The organism is Alloalcanivorax marinus (assembly GCF_016785095.1).
Classification (GTDB): domain Bacteria; phylum Pseudomonadota; class Gammaproteobacteria; order Pseudomonadales; family Alcanivoracaceae; genus Alloalcanivorax; species Alloalcanivorax marinus_A.
On the sequence record NZ_JAEKJB010000002.1, the window covers coordinates 209,537 to 227,445 of the forward strand.

The window sequence follows — 17,909 nt, forward strand, 5'->3', positions numbered from 1 at the left end:
TCCTGTATCGTTATTTTTTCTTGCCGGGCAGCATGTCCATGGTCTTGCAGATAATGCCCAGCATCACCTCGTCGGCGCCGCCGCCGATGGAACCCAGGCGCCCGTCGCGATAGAGCTGGCTGGCCGGGTTGTCCCACATGAAGCCGTTGCCGCCCCAGTACTGCATGCAGCGGTCGGAGACCTGGCGCATCAGGCGGCCGGCTTTGAGCTTGGCCATGGACGCCAGGCGCAGTACGTCGCCGCCGTTCACATAGGTCTCGCAGGCCTGCCAGACCAGGGCGCGCAGCAGTTCCACCTCGGTTTGCAGTTCCGCCAGGGTGAAATGCACCGATTGGTTGTCCAGCAGGGACATGCCGAACACCCGCCGCTCGCGGGCGTACTCGATGGTGTCGCGGATCAGGTTGTCGCAGCCCTTGAGGGCGTTGGCGGCCCCCCACAGGCGCTCTTCCTGGAACTGCATCATCTGCATCATGAAGCCCATGCCTTCCTGGCCGATCAGATTGCTTTGCGGCACGCGCACATTGTCGAAGAACACCTGGGCGGTCTCCGAGCTGCGCATGCCCAGCTTGTCCAGATGCTTGTCCACGGTGATGCCAGCCGCGTCCTTGGGCACGATGATCAGCGACTTATTGACGTGGGGCTTGTCGTCGGAGGTGTTGGCCAGCAGGCAGAAGAAGTCGGCGCTCGGCGAGTTGGTGATCCACATCTTGGTGCCGTTGATCACGTAGTCGTCGCCGTCTTTTTTCGCGTTGGTCTTGATGTTGGCCACGTCGGAACCGGCGTGGGGCTCGGACACCGCGATGGACGCCACCATCTCACCGGCGATGGCCGGCGCCAGGTAATCGCGCTTGAGCTGCTCGGAGCCGAACCGCGCCAGGGCCGGGGTGGCCATGTCGGTCTGCACGCCTATGGACAGCGGCACGCCGCCGCAGGCGGCGCCGCCGATCTCCTCGGCAACGATCAGGCCGTAGGAATAGTCCAGGCCCATGCCGCCGAATTCCTGCGGTTTGGTGACGCCCAGCAAACCCAGGTCGCCCATCTTCTTGAAGACGTCATGGATGGGAAAACGACCGGCGTTCTCCCATTCCGGCACATAGGGGTTGATTTCCTTCTCGACAAAATTACGCACCGTGCGGCGCAGTTCTTCGTGTTCCTGGGTGAATTGCATGTCCTGCTCCTGATGTCCGTTTGTCTTGGCGATCGCTCTTACAGCCGCGCAACGCCGAACGTATTGGCGTGTGGTTCCCGTTGTTCCGCTTGCCGGAAGATATCCAGCACATAGGCCAGCACCTTGCGGGTGTCGCGGGGGTCGATGATGCCGTCGTCCCACAGTCGCGCGGTGGCGTACAGCGCGGTGGACTGGGCGTCCAGTTTCTCGGCGGTGCTTTGCTGCAGCATGTCCAGCACCTTCTCGTCCGGTTCCAGGCCGTTGGCCCGTTGCTTGGCCTCGGCGACGATGCGCAGCACCATGCCGGCCTGCTGGCCGCCCATCACCGCCACCCGGCTGTTGGGCCAGGCGAAGATGAAGCGCGGGTCCAGGCCGCGGCCGCACATGGCGTAGTTGCCGGCGCCGTAGGAACCGCCCACCAGGATCGAGACCTTGGGCACCCGGGCGTTGGCCACCGCCTGGATCATTTTCGAGCCGTGCTTGATGACGCCGTTTTGTTCCGCGTCGGTGCCGACCATGAAACCGGTGGTGTTGTGAAGAAACAGCAGCGGCCGGCGGGTCTGGTCGCAGAGCTGGATGAACTGGGCCGCCTTGGCGGCGCCGCGCGGGGTGATCGGGCCGTTGTTGCCGAGCACGCCCAGCGGCTGGCCCTCGATCTCGATCCAGCCGCACAGGGTGGCCGCGTCCCACTCGTTCTTGAAATCCAGGAAGTCGGAATCGTCGGCGATGCGGGCGATGATCTCGCGCACGTCGTAGGGCTTCTTGGCGTCGTCGGGGACCACGCCGAGCAGTTCCTCGGCATCGAACCGGGGCGGCTTCCAGTCGCCGGTGGCCGCCGGGGTGTCGCGCAGGCCCAGCTTTTTCATGATGTCGCGGGCATGGCGGATGCCGTCGGCGTCGTTCTCCGCCAGGTATTCGGCGGTGCCGGCCACGCCGGTGTGCATTTCCGCGCCGCCCAGCTCCTCGTCGCTGGCGATCTCGCCAGTGGCCGCCTTGAGCAGCGGCGGGCCGGCCAGGAACATCTTGGCACGGTCGCGCACCAGCACCACGTAGTCCGACAGCCCCGGTTGGTAGGCACCACCGGCGGTGGCGTTGCCGTGCACCACGGTGATCTGCGGCACCCCGGCGGCGGACAGGCGTGCCTGGTTGGCGAAGGTGCGCGCGCCCTCCACGAACACATCGGCGGCATAGTTCAGGTTGGCGCCGCCGGATTCCACCAGGCTGATGATCGGCAGCCGGTTTTCCAGGGCGATCTTCTGCAGGCGCAGGGTCTTGTACAGGCCGGACGGGGTCACGGTGCCGCCCTTGATGGCCGAGTTGGAGGCCACCACCAGGCAGCGCACCCCGCACACATAGCCGATGCCGGCGATGGTGCCGCCGCCGGCCTCGGTGCCGTCCCGGTCGTCGTGCATCTTGTAGCCGGCCAGGTTCATCAGGCTCAGAAACGGTGAGCCCGGGTCCAGCAACCGCGCCACCCGCTCATGGGGCAGCAACTGGCCGCGTTTTTCGAATTTCTCGCGTTTGCCTTCGGCGGTGTCCACCACCTTCCGCTCGATGGCGCGGAATTCCTCCACCGCCTTGAGCAGCGCCTCGCGGTTGTTCCGGTACGCCTCGCCGTGAGGGTCCAGGACGGAGTCGAGCACGGTCATTGGATGTCCTTCAATACGGCCGGAACGACGGCGCGATGGAAGCCGTCATAGGGTTTCGAGTTGGCGTGGTCGGGCAGCGGGAACATCGCCACGTTGCCCTGGCTGGCGCCGCCGTCGATGCGCAGCGTGTCGCCGTTGATGAAGGCGGCGCCGTCGCTGAGCAGAAAACAGATCGCCGAGGACACTTCCGCTTCCATGCCCAGGCGCTTGAGCGGCACCGCGTCGCGCAGCGTCTTGATGGTTTGCTGCATGCTTTCCGGGTAGGTATCCATGCCGGAGGAGGCGATCCAGCCCGGCGCCACCGCGTTCACGCGCACCCCGGCGCAGGCCCATTCCAGGGACGCGGTCTTGGTGAAGTTGTCCATGCCGGCGCGGGCGGCGCCGGAATGGCCCATGCCGGGCATGCCGCCCCACATGTCGGCGACGATGTTGACGATGCCGCCGCCGGTCTTGTTCATGCCCTGCATGAACACTTCCCGGGCCATCAGGAAGCCGCCGGTCAGGTTGGTGCGGATCACCGTTTCCCAGCCTTTCTGGCTGATCAGCGCCAGTGGCGACGGGAACTGGCCGCCGGCGTTGTTGACCAGACCGTCCACCTGGCCCACGGCGTTATAGATGGCGGCCACGGTATCGCGCACCTTGTCCTCGTCACGGATGTCGCAGGCGAAGCAGAGCGCTTCCTGGCCGGTGTCCTCGAGAATTTCCCCGGCCACCGCCTGGAGCTTGTCCTGCTTGCGGCCCAGCAGCACCACCCGGGCGCCCAGCGCCGCCAGCTCATGGGCGGTGCAGCGGCCGATGCCGGAGCCGCCGCCGGTGACGATCACGGTCTTGCCGGCGAACAGGTCGTCGCGGAAAACGGAACGGTAGGGCATTCGTCATATCCTCACTGCAATTCATTAAAGTCGATGGCGCCCGCGCGCCGTGGCTGTCGGTCGCGGCTGAAGCGGAACGCCGCCCGGTCGCCCCTACAGGGTGGTTTTCTCGACCTCATTAGCGATGTCCTGGCTCACCGGAATCGGCATGTCCAGCAGCTGCTGGGCGAACGCCTTGCCCTGCGGGTCGATACGCAGGCTGGCGATGCCGCCGCCGCCCAGGGCGTGGCGCAGCAGGAAATTGAAGGCGTGGAAACCAGGCAGCTCCCAATGGCTCACGGAGCCGTGTTCCGGGTCCAGCACATGGCGCATATAGTCGGCCACCGCCTGGTCGGTGAGCGCCGCGCGCAGGTAGGGCAGGTACTCCGGCTTGCGCGCCATGACGCCGATGTTGGCGTGGTCGCCCTTGTCGCCGGAGCGCGCCCAGGCCAGCTTCACCAGCGGCACGCTGGCCGGACCGCCGGCGGTGTCGGTGCCCTGGCTGGAGGGCAGGGCGGTGAGGTCCAGTGGTTCGCCCACCGGCACGCCGACCTCCACCGGCTCACCGTCCAGATCCACGGTGGCGGTCACGTCCACCTTCGGTACCAGGGTCGAGAACAGGCGGATGCGCGGCACTGGCTTGGGCCGCCCGCCCACCAGGCCGGACAGGCCCGGCGCCATGCCGGTGGCGGCCTGGGCGATCTCCCGGGCGAACAGGCCCAGGGCCTTGCGATCATCGTGCAGGGCGGCGATCTTGACCACCACCTCGCGGGTGTCGTCGCGGCGGGCGTGGGCGCCATAGGTGGCCTCGCTGCCGAGGATTTCCACGCTGGTGTCGCGGAACGGCGCCAGGCCCAGGGCCTGGAGCTGGGCGCCGGTTTTCTTGAGGATGGCGTCCGCCACCACCCGGCCCTTGGTGGGGGCGTCGAGGCCCGCCATCAGGAACGACACAGTGATACGCTGGCCGTCCGGCCAGGTGGCGGACACCTTGTAGGTGTCGGTGGGCGGCCGGCCCCGGGCGCCGCTTACCCGCACCCGGTCGTCGCCGTCCTGCTCCAGGGTCACGGCGGTGAAGTCGCACACCACGTCGGGAAGAATGTAGGCGCGCGGGTCGCCGATCTCGTAGAGCACCTGTTCACCCACCGTGGCCGGCGTCACCAGGCCACCGGTGCCGGCGGGTTTGGTGACCACGAACTGGCCATCGGCGTGGCACTCGGCGATCGGGAAGCCCATGTCATGGAAACCGGGCACGTCCCGCCAGTCGGTGAAGTTGCCGCCGGTGCACTGGGCGCCGCACTCGATCACATGGCCGGCCAGGGAACCCTGGGCGAGCTTGTCGTAGTCGTCGTCGGCCCACTGGAACTCATGCATCAACGGGCCCAGTACCAGGGCGGAGTCCGCTATCCGGCCGGTGAGCACCAGGTCGGCGCCGGCGTCCAGGGCCGCCTGGATCGGCAGGGCGCCCAGGTAGGCGTTCATGGTCAGCGTCATGGGCGGCAGCGGCGCGCCGCTGTCGAGCTCGGTGCAGCCGGCGAATCGCTCGCGCTGGCCGTTCAGGTCGTCGCCTTCCACCAGAGCGATTTTGAGATCCACGCCGGCCTCGGCGAATACCGCCTGCAAGGCCTCCCGGCAGGCGCGCGGATTGACGCCACCGGCGTTGCTGATCACCTTGATCTTCCTGTCGCGGATTTCCCGGGCCAGGGGCGCCATTACCTGATGCACGAAATCGTGGGCGTACCCCGCGGACGGGTCCTTCATGCGCGCGCCGGCCATGATCGACAGGGTGACCTCGGCCAGATAGTCGAACACCAGATAGTCGATGTCGCCTTTGCGCACCAGTTGGAAGGCGGCGCTGTTGGTGTCGCCCCAGAAGGCCGCGGCGCAGCCGATACGGACGGGATCGCTCATGGGACCGGCTCCTGATTGCCGTGATGGATCGGATTCCGTAAGCTACCAAGCAAGCGCTTGGTTTGGCAAGAGGCAAACTATAAGCAGGGCATGAGCAGGGCATGCTGTAGGAGCGGCTTCAGCCGCGATAGGGCCTGTTTGAAGCTTGCCGCTTGCGACTCGCCGCTTGCCGCTTTTAAATGCGCCGCCAGGAGGAACGACCCATGCCCGACAATCCGTCCATCCATGGCATCGACAACTCGCCCCGGGGGCGCCTGTTGAGCGCCGCCGCCCAGTTGTTCCGCGCCAAGGGGTTCGACCGCACCACGGTGCGCGACATCGCCGCCGCCGTGGGCATCCAGAGCGGGTCCATCTTTCACCACTTCAAAACCAAGGAAGACATTCTCTACGCGGTGATGGAAGAAGTGATCCGCTTCAATACCGAGCGCCTGCGCCAGGCGGTGGCCGCCGCCGACACGCCGCTGGAACAACTGCGCAACCTGGTGCGCGCCGAACTCACCGCCACCGTCGGCGATACCCGCGAGGCGATGACGGTGATGGTCCAGGAGTGGCGCTGCCTGAGCGAGGACAACCAGCGCCGGGCCCTGGCCCTGCGCGATGTCTACGAGCGCCTCTGGCTGGACGTGCTGGGCGCGCTGCACGAGCAGGGCGCCTTCCGCGCCGACCCCTTTATCCTGCGTCGCCTGATCACCGGCATGATCGGCTGGACCCCGAACTGGTTCAGCGCCAACCGGCGCCTGTCCCTGGATGACCTGGCGGATCTGATCGTCGACCGGGTGGTGGGGGAGCGGCCATGATCGGCAACGGCTACCCGTGGGGCAATGGCTACACCATCATGGAAGAGGGCGAGCTGGACCGGGACACCTGGCAACTGCGCGTGCACCACTATCTGGTGGCGGGGCCGGATGGCCGCGCGCTGCCCCGGCGCTTCCCGTCCATGGACGCCGCCAAGGCGTTTATCGACGATCAGGACAAATTATGACCGAACGGTGTCGCGGGTCGAAAAAAGCCGTTGACACCCCGGGCCCAATCCCTAAAATGGCGCCCACTTCGCGACGCGAAGCACCCAGGGTGGTTAGCTCAGCTGGGAGAGCATCTGCCTTACAAGCAGAGGGTCGGCGGTTCGATCCCGTCACCACCCACCAGTTTCCCATCGGGCTTCAGAGCCCAAAGGGAGAGTCGGAGCGGTAGTTCAGTTGGTTAGAATACCGGCCTGTCACGCCGGGGGTCGCGGGTTCGAGTCCCGTCCGCTCCGCCACTTCTTCATGATTCTTCCTCCTTGATAGACATTGTAAGGTTGAAGTTCAGGGCATCGGCTCACCGCCGGTGCCCTTTTTGTTTGTGGCGCCGATCACGCCCGGGGAACTCCCGGCCGATTTCTCCCTCCAAGAATCCGAACGACCACGGGAACGGTCGTTCATCAAGCCGTCACATAAGGGCGGCTATTCTCCAAAGACCAATAGCAAAGCAGAGAAAACAAGTAAGAAAGGAGTAAACCATGGACGAATATCTGGAAGAACAACTGGAACAGAAACTGTGGCTGGAAAGCTACGATGAGCTCGATGACGACCTGTGCGACGATGGTGTGGAGCTGTAGCTCCGGCCTCCGTCGCCACCCGCTTCACCTCTCAACCCCCTCTCCCCTGATTCACCCTCCGACCTGATTTCCCATCGCCATGTCCGCGCGCATCGCGTGCGAAATTGGTGACCGGCTTCCTTGTGCCAGCATTACGACACTGCCTATTCTGCGTCCAATCCGGGGGCCGGCGGCGGGGGCAGCGTGCCGCGGCGACTGACCGGCAGCGGCAGGGAGTGACACCGCTTGTCACCGGTTGGCACCGATAACAACGATTAGGGAAGGCGTCATGGCGGGTTCGTCCGTAACCTCCGAAGCGATTCTGTTCTACGACCGCAAAGGCATCTTCAAGAGCATGCTCCACGCCGATTTCGAGGCGATTCTGGACGGTATGGTCGGGGTGCCGGAATTCGCGCGCCGGGAAGTGCGGGGTGCCTACTGTCTGGTCAACGGCCAGCTCAAGATCAAGGCCATGGTGCTGTTCCTGATTGAATTCGACGACGACGGCATGGCCGACCATACCTGGAACGTGCCCCTGCGCCATCTGGCCGAGCACGGCGGCCCGGGGCCGGACATGGGCGCTGGCCCGATCCGTCTGGCCTGCCGCAGCCAGTGTCCGGTGGCCTGGCATCAGGATCAGCTCTGGGACCCCTCCATGAAGCCCGGCGCCAATGATTTCGTGGCCGCCCGTGATCTGGTGCGCCAGCGCGGCGCCAAGATGGGCCTGGAGGTGGACGATGACCTGCCGCCGCCGCGCGCCGTGCCGACCCTCTCCGACGAGCCGGCGCCCACGGTCAAGGGGAGCCGCGCGGACCCGCGCGAGGACGCCGAACGGGTGCGCCTGGCGCGCACCATCAAGGAATTGCGGCTGCGCATCCACACCCTGGAAAGTGGCCAGAAGGAGGAATTGGCCCAGCTCCGCTACGCCCAGCAGCAGAAGGAGGAGATCCTCAGCGCCCAGCTGGAAAAGGTGCTGATGCAGTTCAAGACCCTCAAGTCCCAGAACGCCGCCCTGCGCGAGCAGAACGGCTCGCTCAAGGCCCAGGTGGAGGCCCTCGACCGGGCCCTCAAGGAACAGGCCGGCCGCGACGCGGAGCAGGGCAGCGAGGTGGAGCGCCTGGCCGAGCAGTACCGGCTTACCCTGGAGCAGCGCCTGGAAGAGGAGCGGGCGCGCCTGGCCGACGAGATCCACACTCGGGAAATGGACGTGCTCACCCGCGACGAGGTGATCAGCCAGCTGCGCGAGCAACTGGCCACCTTCAAGCGCGACCAGCTCGATGAGGCCCACTCCGGCGCCCGCAAGATGCTGGAAAAGCTGGAGGACCTGGGCCTCAGCTTCATTGCCTTCCACCCCGGCGCCGGCCATGTGTCGGTGCCCGCCGGGCAGATTTCCGACTACATGGACAACCCGCAGGCGTTCGCCGCCCGCAAATGCCTGGTCACCGAGGATCACTACCGGGCCTGGCTGGAACACTACGAGAACCCGGTTTGCCGGGTGCCGGTGGGGCCCGACCAGGCGCCCTGCGGCAAGCGCGTGATCCGGGTGGACGTGCCCAACCAGTTCAAGCCAGGTGTGTCCGATTGCAACTCCAACCGCTGCCCCCATTGCCGTTCGGATTCTTCCATCGACAATGTGTTGAAGTTCCGGTGAGCGAGAGGTTGGTAAGTTTTTTGCAGGCCAATAAGAATCCGACGTATAGGGGAGTCGCTGTAATGGCTCGGGAATCCATCGATAAACGCCTTCTGCAGACGTTCGTGCCGGTCAATGCCCTGTCCGGCGACCAGCTCGACTGGCTGCTCGACCAGCAGGAGGTACGCCGCTACGAAGCCGGCGACATCCTGTTCCGGCAGGGCGACCGGGACAACACCACCATCTATCTGCTCAGCGGCCAGGTGGAGCTGTTCAGCGAGCGCGGCGAACGTACCCTGGTGAGCGCCGGCGATGGCGCCTCCTGGCACCCGCTCGGCCACTTCCAGCCGCGCCGCGACGACTGCCGCGCCCTCACCGAGGTGAGCGTGGTGCGTTTCGACAGCTTCCGTCTGGACACCATCCTGTCCTGGGACCAGTCCGCCGGCTACGTGATCCTCGACATCAACGCCAACGCCGCGTACCAGCATGACCGCGAGTGGATGATCCGGCTGCTCAAGTCCAACCTGTTCCACCGGGTGCCGCCCTCCAACATCCTGGAAATCTTCCGCCGCCTGCACGCCCGCCGCTGCAAGGAAGGCGAGGCCATCGTCCGCCAGGGCGAGCAGGCCGACTGTTGCTACATCATCAAGGAAGGCGTTTGCGAGGTGGCCATCACCCTGGGCGGGCAGAGCGAGGCCACCCCGGTGGCCATGCTCGAGGAAGGGCAGTGGTTCGGCGAGGAGGCGCTGCTGTCCGGCAAACCGCGCAACGCCACCGTTACCATGGCCACCGACGGCGTGCTGATGCGTCTGGACCGCCAGGACTTCGATGCCCTGCTGCGCGAGCCGGTGGTGCACGCCATCGACGCCGAGCAGGCCCGCGCCCGCATCGAGGCCGGCGGACGCTGGCTGGACGTGCGCACCGCCGATGAATTCGACCAGCAGCACCTGGAAGCCGCCGCCAACATGCCGCTCAGTGCCCTGCGCCTGAAATCCCGCCTGCTGGACCCGGGGCGGCCCTATGTGGCCTATTGCGATACCGGTCGGCGTAGCGCCACGGCGGCATTTTTGTTAAAAAACGCCGGTCTGGACGTATACGTGCTGGATGGCGGCCTTAATGGCAATGCTGATACCCTGCACGAACACCTTACCGAATAGCCGTTCCCGCGCCGTGCCGGGGCCGGCGCTGGCAACGGGCCCCGCAACGTGTCCCAGGAAAAATTTCGCATCATCGGTTTGATCGCCCGCTCGGAAAGCGAACAGGCGCTGTACTCCATGCGCCAACTGATTCATTTCCTGCACGGTCGCGACTGCACCGTGATTCTCGACAAGGCGATCGCCGACAGCCTCGCCGAAATGGGCCTGCAGGCCGCCACCACCGCGCAGATGGGCGAGGCCTGCGACCTGGTCATCGTGGTCGGTGGCGACGGCAGCCTGCTGGGCGCCGCCCGCACCCTGGCCCGCTATGACATCCCGGTGCTGGGCATCAACCGTGGCCACCTGGGCTTCCTCACCGACATCCTGCCCTCGGAAATCGAATCCCGTGTTGGCCAGGTGCTGGATGGGGACTACGCCACCGAACGACGCTTCCTGCTCGACATGGAAGTGCGCCGGGGCAAGAGCGTGGTGGGGGAGGGCAGCGCCCTCAACGACGTGGTGCTGCTCTCCGGTGACAGCGTCCACATGATCGATTTCGAGCTGACCATCGACGGCCATTTCGTTTATGCCCAGCGCTCCGACGGCCTGATCGTGTCCACCCCCACCGGCTCCACCGCCTACGCTTTGTCCGGTGGCGGCCCCATCATGCACCCGCGCCTCGACGCCATGGTGCTGGTGCCGCTCAACCCGCACACCCTCACCAGCCGCCCGCTGGTGGTGGATGGCGACAGCGAAATCAAGATCCAGATCACCACCGAAAAGGTGAACCCCCTGGTCAGTTGCGACGGCACCGCCGGTACCCGCCTCAAGGTCGACGACGTCATCGCCATCCGCAAGAAGCCCCACCGCCTGCGGTTGATCCACCCGCCGGGCCACGACTTCTACCAGGCCTGTCGTTCCAAGCTGGGCTGGAGCACCCGTCCCGGCGACGGTAATTGAACCCGATCGCGACTGAAGTCGCTCCTACGACTTTGATCCGGTGTAGGAGCGACTTCAGTCGCGATGCCGGCCGCCGCCGCGGCCGTTGGTTGCAACTTGCAACGGCGCTTCCACCGGCAAGGCCTGTCTCGCGCCTGCATCCTGTATCTTGAATCCTGTATCCTTACCCCCCATTCCATAACGCACAGTTTTCGACAGGTACCCGCGATGTCTTCCGCTCCCTCTTTTGACCAGATGATCGACTCCATGACCCTGGAGGTCTGGCACAACATGCGCACCGCCGTGGAAACCGGTCGCTGGCCCGACGGTCGCAAGGTGAGCGATGAGCAGCGCGAGCTGTGTCTGCAGGCGGTGATCGCCTGGGAAGCCCGCAACCTGCCCGAGGAGGAGCGCACCGGCTACGTGCCCAGCCACTGCAAGAGCCAGGCGGGCGGCGGGGAATCCGAGCAGCCGGTGTCCCTGCGCCCCGCCGGCGGAAAAGGAGAACACTGATGAGAGACGGACAACCCAACCCGGTCACCCGCCTGGCGGACTACCAGCCGCCGGCCTGGCTAGTGCCCGACACCAGCCTGGACGTGGACCTGCGCGATGGCCACGCCCTGGTCACCGCCCGTTTGACCCTGCGCCGCAACCCGGCCCGCGACGACCAGCCGGCGGATCTGGTGCTCGACGGCGAGAACCTGGACCTGCGCGCCCTGACCCTGGACGACCGTGAACTCAAGCCCGGCGACGACTACCGCCTGGACGGCCCGAAGCTGGTGATCCCCGGCGCCCCGGACGCCTTCACCCTGACCTCCGTGGTGCGCATCGAGCCGGAAAAGAACACCGCCCTGGAGGGCCTGTACCGCTCCAACGGCATGTACTGCACGCAATGCGAGGCGGAAGGCTTCCGCCGCATCACCTTTTTCCCGGATCGCCCGGACGTGCTCAGCCGCTTCACCACCACCATCCACGCCGACAAGAGCGCCTACCCGCTGCTGCTCTCCAACGGCAACCCGGTGGACGCCGGCGAGGAAGAGGGCGACCGCCACTTCGCCACCTGGGAAGACCCGTTCCCCAAACCCTGCTACCTGTTTGCCCTGGTGGCCGGAGACCTGGCCTGCCTGTCGGACACCTTCACCACCGCCTCCGGCCGTGAAGTGGCCCTGCGCCTGTACGCCGAGCACCGCGACCTGGACAAGCTCGACCACGCCATGGATTCACTCAAGCGCGCCATGGCCTGGGACGAACAGGTGTTCGGCCGCGAATACGACCTGGACATCTTCCAGATCGTGGCGGTCAGCCACTTCAACATGGGCGCCATGGAGAACAAGGGCCTCAACATCTTCAACACCTCCTGCGTGCTGGCCCACCCCGACACCACCACCGACGCCGCCTTCGAGCGGGTGGAATCCGTGGTCGCCCACGAGTACTTCCACAACTGGAGCGGCAACCGGGTCACCTGCCGCGATTGGTTCCAGCTCAGCCTCAAGGAAGGCTTCACCGTGTTCCGCGACCAGGAGTTCTCCTCGGACATGAACTCCCGCGCCGTGGTGCGGGTGGAAAACGTGGATTTCCTGGTCAACCATCAGTTCCCCGAGGACCAGGGCCCCATGGCCCACCCGGTGCGCCCGGCGGCCTACCAGAAGATCGACAACTTCTACACCCTGACCGTCTACGAGAAGGGCGCCGAGATCGTGCGCATGCAGCATCAGTTGCTCGGCGCCAAGGACTTCCGCCGCGCCACCGACCTCTACTTCGAGCGCTTCGACGGCCAGGCGGTTACCTGCGACGACTTCGTGGCCTGCATGGAAGAAGTGTCCGGGCTCGACCTGACCCAGTTCAAACGCTGGTACAGCCAGGCCGGCACCCCGGTGCTCACGGTCACCGACGACTACCGGGATGGCGAATACCAGCTCACCATTGAGCAGCACACCCCGGCCACCCCCGGCGAACCGGACAAGCAGCCGCTGATGATCCCGATCAAACTGGCCCTCCTGGACGGCCAGGGCCGGCCGCTGCCCCTGGACGACCAGGGCGGCACCGAAACCGTGGCGATCCTGCGCGAGCCCCGCCAGGTGTTCCGCTTCCGGCTGCCGGAACAGCCCACGCCGTCCCTGCTGCGCGGCTTCTCCGCGCCGGTGTCGCTGCGCTACGACTTCAGCGAGGAGCAGCTCGTCACGCTGCTGGCCCACGACAGCGACGGCTTCTGCCGCTGGGATGCCGCTCAGCGCCTCTACTTCGCCGCCCTGGCGCGCATCATCGACGATGGCGAAAGCGCCGCCGACCAGTTGCCCCGGCTCGCTCCGGTGCTGGAGCGGGTCATCGCCCGCGCCGCCGAGGACCCGGCCCAGGCCGCGCTGCTGCTCGGCCTGCCCGCCGAAAACGCGGTCGGCGACCGCCACGCGCCGCTGCGCCCGCAACGGGTCCATCAGGCGGTGAGCGGCCTGCGCGCCGCTCTCGGCGAGGCCCTGGCCGACCACTGGTGGCGCCTGGCCGAGCAGTTCGACGAGCCCCGCTACCAGAGCGGCGGCGATGCCATGGGCCGCCGCCGTCTGCGCCGGCTGGCCCTCGCCTACCTGGCCGCCGCCGCCGGGCAGGGCGCCCTCGACGCGACCAGGGTGGGCGAATACCTGGGCCGCGACTTCGACCAGCCGACCTGCATGACCAACGCCCAGGGCGCCCTGCGCGACCTGGTGCACAACGGCCTGGACGACCAGGGCCGCCTGGCCCGCTTCGCCGAGCAATGGGCCGATGAACCGCTGGTCATGGACCAGTGGTTCGCCATCCAGGCCACCGTGCCCGGCCCGGACACCGTGGCCCGGGCCGAGGCGCTGCTCGACCACCCGGCCTTCGAGTGGACCCTGCCCAACCGGGTGCGCGCGGTGATCGGCACCCTGGTCAACGGTAACCCGTCCGCCTTCCATGCCCCGGACGGCAGCGGCTACGCCCTGTTCGCCCGGGCGCTCAAGAAACTCGATGGCATCAACCCGCAGATCGCCGCCCGGCTCGCCAACGGCGGTGCCCGGCTCAAGCGCCTGGAGCCGGACCTGGCCGGCAAGCTCGGCGACGCCCTGCGTGGCATCCGCCCCGGCGCCTCCGCCAACCTCGCCGAGGTGCTCGACCGCATCCTCGGCGCCTGAGCGCCGCCATCGCAAATCGCGACTGAAGTCGCTCCTCCCCCCCCGTAGGAGCGACTTCAGTCGCGATTCGCCGCAGAACATCACGCCCAGGCGCCCCCGTCCCCGTGCCCCTGCCGCGCCGCTGGCGTATACTCCCCGCGCCGATCGCTCTGGAGCCGCCCCGTGCTGTACCGCCTTGCCCGTCCGCTGCTGTTTTCCCTGTCCGCCGAACAGGCCCATGACCTGACTCTGGACCTGCTGCGCCGGGGCGCCGGCAAGCTGCTGCCCGGCACCGTGCCGGACCGGCCGGCCTCGGTGATGGGCCTGGACCTGCCCAACCCGGTGGGCCTGGCCGCCGGCCTGGATAAGAACGGCGACTGCATCGATGGCCTGGCCACCCTGGGCTTCGGTTTCCTGGAGGTGGGCACCGTCACCCCGCGCGCCCAGCCCGGCAACCCCAAGCCGCGCCTGTTCCGCCTGCCCGAGGCCCGCGCCATCATCAACCGCATGGGCTTCAACAACCACGGCGTCGACGCCCTGGTGGCCAATGTCCGCGCCAGCCGCTATCAAGGCGTGCTGGGCATCAACATCGGCAAGAACAAGGACACCCCGGTGGAAAACGCCGTGGACGACTACCTGATCTGCCAGGAGAAGGTCCACGCCCTGGCCAGCTATCTGGTGGTCAATGTGTCCTCGCCGAACACCCCGGGGCTGCGCAGCCTGCAACACGGCGACGCCCTGGACGCGCTGCTCGGCACCCTGCGCGAGGCGCAAACCCGGCTCGACCAGCAAAACGGCAAGCGCGTGCCCCTGGTGATCAAGATCGCCCCGGACAACAACGAGCAGGAACTGGGCGCCATGGCGGAAGCCTTCGTACGCCACGGCATCGACGGCGTGTGCGTCGGCAACACCACCCTGGAGCGCCCCGGCGTGGAACGGCTCCAGCACGGCGGCGAGCAGGGCGGCCTGAGCGGCGCCCCGCTCAAACCCATCGCCGACCGGGCCCTGGCCACCATGCGCCGCGCCCTGGATGGCCGCCTGCCGATCATCGGCGTGGGTGGCATCCAGAGTGGCGCCGACGCCGTCGAGAAGCGGCGCCTGGGCGCCGACCTGGTGCAGGTCTATTCCGGCCTGATCTACCAGGGCCCCGGTCTGGTCCGCGACATCGTCAAGGCCTGGTAAACCCGGCGCCGCAGAAGCGCCCTGTAGGAGCGACTTGTAGGAGCGACTTCAGTCGCGATCCAGCGCCGGATCAATGGCACCGCCCAATCGCGGCTAAAGCCGCTCCTACAGTGCATTACCAGGGCAGGGTGGGCTGGCCGCCCAATTAAAAAGGGCCCTGGAGGGGCCCTGTGGGGTCGACGCGCGAAGCGCCGGCGCTGAACGGAAAAACGTATCGAAATTGTTTGGTCTGGCTTGAAGCTTTCAGAGGTCCTTCAGGTTGTGAATGCCGGCAACGCCGATCATGCCTTGAACTTGGTTGGTGCGCCCTTCACGCCAGCCCTGCATCCAGTTACTGCGGGCCTGGAGGGCGCCGAAGGGGCAGAAATCGCGGGACTTTCCTCGGTATCCGGCCTGGTAGCCCCGGCTGTAGGCACGATCATCACGACTGCGTTTTTGTCGCTTCATAGACATTGTCCTCACTTGTCGTTTTCGAAAGCCTCGTAGTCGAGTATGGAAAAGCCCTCCCCGGGTGTCGAATAACAAGTCGCCATAATAGGGGAGGGTGTTAAACGGATGACGCATAACGGTCATTTTGATGAAATGGCCTGAAATTCAGTCCCATCAGGTACTTACAAGGCGAAGCCCATGCAATTCATCATCACCTGCCTGCCCGGCCTGGCGCCGCTGCTCGCCGACGAGCTCACCGAATTGGGCATGTCGGTAACGGATCGCGGTAACGCCCATGTGGCCATCGAGGGCCGCCAGCAGGACGGCCTGCGCGCCTGCCTGTGGTCGCGGCTCGCCGAGCGGGTGCTGCTGCCGGTGGCGGAGCTGGCGGTGCCCCCGGAAGACGCTCCGGAAAAGCTCGCCGAGGCGGTGGACTGGCACGCCCTGGTTCCCCCGGGCGGAGCCCTGCATCTGAGCCTGGATCATGGCAAGGGCGTGCGCGGCGACAGCCGGGTAAGCACCAAGCGCCTGTTGCGCGGCCTGCCCACCGACATCACCGTGGCACGCCGGGAAGCCGGTGCCTGCTGCCTGCGCGCCCGGCTCGACCCGGACGCCGCCTGGCTGTGGCTGGACCTGGCCGGCACGCCCCTGCACCGGCGCGGCTACCGCCTGGCCGGCGGCCGCGCGCCGCTGCGCGAGAACCTGGCCGCGGCCCTGCTGCGCGCCGGTGGCTGGCACCGTGACGACCGTCCTGGCCTGCTGGTGGACCCCTTCTGCGGCAGCGGCACGGTGGCCATCGAGGCCGCCTGGATGGCCGCCGGCATCGCCCCCGGCGCCCTGCGCAAGGACTACGGCTTCCAGGCCTGGCGCGGCTGCCGCCAGACCCTGGCCCAGGAGGCCCTGGCTGAAGCCGCCGCCAGCCTGGAAAGCCCGGCGGCGCTGCCCGCCCTGAAAGGCTTCGACGCCGACAACGACGCCCTCAAGTACGCCCAGCACAACGCCGAGCGGGCCGGCATGGCCGGCGCCATCCACTTCGAGCGCCGCGAGCTGGGCAACCTGCGTGACCGGGACCTGGCCGCCGAGGGCCTGGTGGTCACCAACCCGCCCTGGGGCGAGCGCCTCGACGAGCAGGAGCAGGCCGCCTGGCTGTACGCCGGCCTGGGCCGCCTGCTCGGCGAGAAAGCCCCGGCCTGGCGGGCGGTGCTGCTGGGTGCCGACGTCACCGCCCTGGACCGCGCCGGCATGGATCTGGAAGCACAATGGAAGGTGCGCAACGGCGCCCTCACCAACTTCATCCGCGTCAGCCGGCCACGCCCGCCGGCCCCCCGGGAGCCGCTGCGGGTCGGCGAGGCGCCCAGTTTCGAGCTGCCGGCGCCGGCGGTGCCGCTGTTCAACCGGCTGCGTAAGAACGGCAAGCACCTGCGCCGCTGGCTCGACCGGGAAGACATTCAGGCCTACCGCCTCTACGACCGGGACCTGCCGGAATTCAACGTGGCCGTGGATATCTACGGCGACCAGGTGCTGGTGCAGGAATTCAAGGCCCCCTCCACCGTGGACCCGGAAAAAGCCCGCCAGCGCCGCCAGTGGGCGGTCACCGCCACCCGCGCCGCCCTCGGCGTGCACCGCGAGCAGGTGCACCTGCGCACCCGCGAGCGCCAGAAGGGCCGCGACCAGTACCGCAAGCTCAACAATCAGAACCGCTACCAGGTGGTCCGCGAAGGCCGCGCCCACCTGCTGGTCAACCTGGATGACTACCTGGACACCGGCCTGTTCCTGGACCACCGGCCCATGCGCCTGCGTATCGCCGAGGAGGCCGCCGGCAAGCGCTTTCTCAACCTGTTCGCCTACACCGGCGCCGCCACCGTCCAGGCCCTGGCCGGCGGCGCCCGCCGCGCGGTCACCGTGGATACCTCGCGGCGCTACCTGGACTGGGCCGGCTGCAACCTGGCGCTCAACGGCTTCGCCACCGACCGCCACCCGCTGGTACGCGCCGACGCCCAGGCCTGGCTGGACGACTGCAAGGAACAGTTCGACCTGGTATTTTGCGATCCGCCCACTTTTTCCAATAATAAGGGGCGCGACGATTTCGTCGTCCAGGAGCACCACGGCGATCTGATCCGCCGCATCATGAAACGGCTGGAACCGGGCGGCGTGCTGTATTTCTCCTGCAACTACCGCCGCTTCGAACTGGAGGAGAGCCTGCGCCGCTGGTACGCCGTGGAGGACCTCACCGGCTGGAGCCTGCCGGAGGACTTCCGTCGCAACGGCGCCATTCACCACTGTTACGCGATTCGACATGCCGATGACTAAGACACCGGA

Annotated in this window: 14 protein-coding genes and 2 tRNA genes; 11 read left to right on the forward strand and 5 right to left on the reverse strand. The window is 67.0% G+C overall.

Features of this window, described 5'->3' with window-relative positions:
• Window positions 1-10: 10 nt before the first annotated feature.
• From JF515_RS02740 to JF515_RS02755, 4 genes are all read right to left on the reverse strand, one after another.
• Window positions 11-1,168 (reverse strand): acyl-CoA dehydrogenase family protein, encoded by a 1,158-nt coding sequence (locus JF515_RS02740; protein ID WP_203100766.1) that lies wholly within the window; start codon window positions 1,166-1,168, stop codon window positions 11-13.
• A 38-nt stretch (window positions 1,169-1,206) separates the two neighbouring features.
• Complete coding sequence (locus tag JF515_RS02745) at window positions 1,207-2,817, reverse strand: acyl-CoA carboxylase subunit beta (RefSeq protein ID WP_203100768.1); 1,611 nt, start codon at window positions 2,815-2,817, stop codon at window positions 1,207-1,209.
• Window positions 2,814-3,689: an SDR family oxidoreductase gene (locus tag JF515_RS02750; RefSeq protein ID WP_203100770.1), complete on the reverse strand. Its 876-nt coding sequence runs from the start codon at window positions 3,687-3,689 to the stop codon at window positions 2,814-2,816. The genes JF515_RS02745 and JF515_RS02750 overlap by 4 nt, the downstream gene beginning before the upstream one ends.
• 93 nt (window positions 3,690-3,782) lie before the next feature.
• Window positions 3,783-5,576 carry an acyclic terpene utilization AtuA family protein gene (locus JF515_RS02755; protein ID WP_203100772.1) on the reverse strand — a complete coding sequence of 598 codons (1,794 nt, stop codon included), beginning with the start codon at window positions 5,574-5,576 and terminating at the stop codon, window positions 3,783-3,785.
• Window positions 5,577-5,779: 203 nt separating this feature from the next.
• Here JF515_RS02755 and JF515_RS02760 point away from each other — a divergent pair, with 203 nt between their 5' ends.
• From JF515_RS02760 to JF515_RS02805, 10 genes are all read left to right on the forward strand, one after another.
• Window positions 5,780-6,373, forward strand: a complete 594-nt coding sequence (locus JF515_RS02760) for a TetR/AcrR family transcriptional regulator (RefSeq protein WP_203100774.1) — start codon at window positions 5,780-5,782, stop codon at window positions 6,371-6,373.
• The gene (locus tag JF515_RS02765) at window positions 6,370-6,558 is read left to right on the forward strand and encodes a hypothetical protein (protein WP_203100776.1); all 189 of its coding nucleotides are present in this window, start codon (window positions 6,370-6,372) and stop codon (window positions 6,556-6,558) included. Before JF515_RS02760 ends, JF515_RS02765 begins: the two co-directional genes overlap by 4 nt.
• An 87-nt stretch (window positions 6,559-6,645) precedes the next feature.
• Window positions 6,646-6,721: transfer RNA gene (locus JF515_RS02770), tRNA-Val, on the forward strand.
• Between the two features lie 36 nt (window positions 6,722-6,757).
• Window positions 6,758-6,834: transfer RNA gene (locus JF515_RS02775), tRNA-Asp, on the forward strand.
• A gap of 607 nt (window positions 6,835-7,441) precedes the next feature.
• The gene (locus JF515_RS02780; protein ID WP_203100778.1) at window positions 7,442-8,803 is read left to right on the forward strand and encodes a hypothetical protein; all 1,362 of its coding nucleotides are present in this window, start codon (window positions 7,442-7,444) and stop codon (window positions 8,801-8,803) included.
• 62 nt (window positions 8,804-8,865) lie between these two features.
• Complete coding sequence (locus tag JF515_RS02785) at window positions 8,866-9,939, forward strand: cyclic nucleotide-binding domain-containing protein (RefSeq protein WP_203100780.1); 1,074 nt, start codon at window positions 8,866-8,868, stop codon at window positions 9,937-9,939.
• A gap of 48 nt (window positions 9,940-9,987) precedes the next feature.
• Window positions 9,988-10,878: an NAD(+) kinase gene (locus JF515_RS02790; protein WP_203100782.1), complete on the forward strand. Its 891-nt coding sequence runs from the start codon at window positions 9,988-9,990 to the stop codon at window positions 10,876-10,878.
• Window positions 10,879-11,085: 207 nt separating this feature from the next.
• Entirely contained in the window at window positions 11,086-11,370 is a 285-nt protein-coding gene (locus tag JF515_RS02795) for a YeaC family protein (protein ID WP_203100784.1), read from the forward strand.
• Entirely contained in the window at window positions 11,370-14,000 is a 2,631-nt protein-coding gene (gene pepN, locus JF515_RS02800; RefSeq protein ID WP_203100786.1) for an aminopeptidase N, read from the forward strand. The genes JF515_RS02795 and pepN overlap by 1 nt, the downstream gene beginning before the upstream one ends.
• A gap of 162 nt (window positions 14,001-14,162) precedes the next feature.
• A complete protein-coding gene (locus tag JF515_RS02805) occupies window positions 14,163-15,161 on the forward strand; it encodes a quinone-dependent dihydroorotate dehydrogenase (protein WP_203100788.1) in 999 nt (332 codons plus the stop codon).
• Between the two features lie 243 nt (window positions 15,162-15,404).
• On the opposite strand, the gene rmf is transcribed toward JF515_RS02805, so the two are convergent.
• Complete coding sequence (rmf, locus tag JF515_RS02810) at window positions 15,405-15,608, reverse strand: ribosome modulation factor (RefSeq protein ID WP_194297037.1); 204 nt, start codon at window positions 15,606-15,608, stop codon at window positions 15,405-15,407.
• 180 nt (window positions 15,609-15,788) lie between these two features.
• On the opposite strand from rmf, the gene rlmKL reads away from it, so the two are divergent.
• The gene (rlmKL, locus tag JF515_RS02815) at window positions 15,789-17,900 is read left to right on the forward strand and encodes a bifunctional 23S rRNA (guanine(2069)-N(7))-methyltransferase RlmK/23S rRNA (guanine(2445)-N(2))-methyltransferase RlmL (protein ID WP_203100790.1); all 2,112 of its coding nucleotides are present in this window, start codon (window positions 15,789-15,791) and stop codon (window positions 17,898-17,900) included.
• Window positions 17,901-17,909 lie beyond the last annotated feature (9 nt).

Bases quoted from the DNA above. Each gene is read 5' to 3' on its own strand.
- JF515_RS02755 (WP_203100772.1), bottom strand. From the start codon at position 5,576: ATGAGCGATCCCGTCCGTATCGGCTGCGCCGCGGCCTTCTGGGGCGAC.
- JF515_RS02760 (WP_203100774.1), top strand. From the start codon at position 5,780: ATGCCCGACAATCCGTCCATCCATGGCATCGACAACTCGCCCCGGGGG.
- JF515_RS02780 (WP_203100778.1), top strand. From the start codon at position 7,442: ATGGCGGGTTCGTCCGTAACCTCCGAAGCGATTCTGTTCTACGACCGC.
- JF515_RS02785 (WP_203100780.1), top strand. From the start codon at position 8,866: ATGGCTCGGGAATCCATCGATAAACGCCTTCTGCAGACGTTCGTGCCG.
- JF515_RS02740 (WP_203100766.1), bottom strand. From the start codon at position 1,168: ATGCAATTCACCCAGGAACACGAAGAACTGCGCCGCACGGTGCGTAAT.
- JF515_RS02745 (WP_203100768.1), bottom strand. From the start codon at position 2,817: ATGACCGTGCTCGACTCCGTCCTGGACCCTCACGGCGAGGCGTACCGG.
- JF515_RS02765 (WP_203100776.1), top strand. From the start codon at position 6,370: ATGATCGGCAACGGCTACCCGTGGGGCAATGGCTACACCATCATGGAA.
- JF515_RS02795 (WP_203100784.1), top strand. From the start codon at position 11,086: ATGTCTTCCGCTCCCTCTTTTGACCAGATGATCGACTCCATGACCCTG.
- rmf (WP_194297037.1), bottom strand. From the start codon at position 15,608: ATGAAGCGACAAAAACGCAGTCGTGATGATCGTGCCTACAGCCGGGGC.
- pepN (WP_203100786.1), top strand. From the start codon at position 11,370: ATGAGAGACGGACAACCCAACCCGGTCACCCGCCTGGCGGACTACCAG.
- JF515_RS02750 (WP_203100770.1), bottom strand. From the start codon at position 3,689: ATGCCCTACCGTTCCGTTTTCCGCGACGACCTGTTCGCCGGCAAGACC.
- rlmKL (WP_203100790.1), top strand. From the start codon at position 15,789: ATGCAATTCATCATCACCTGCCTGCCCGGCCTGGCGCCGCTGCTCGCC.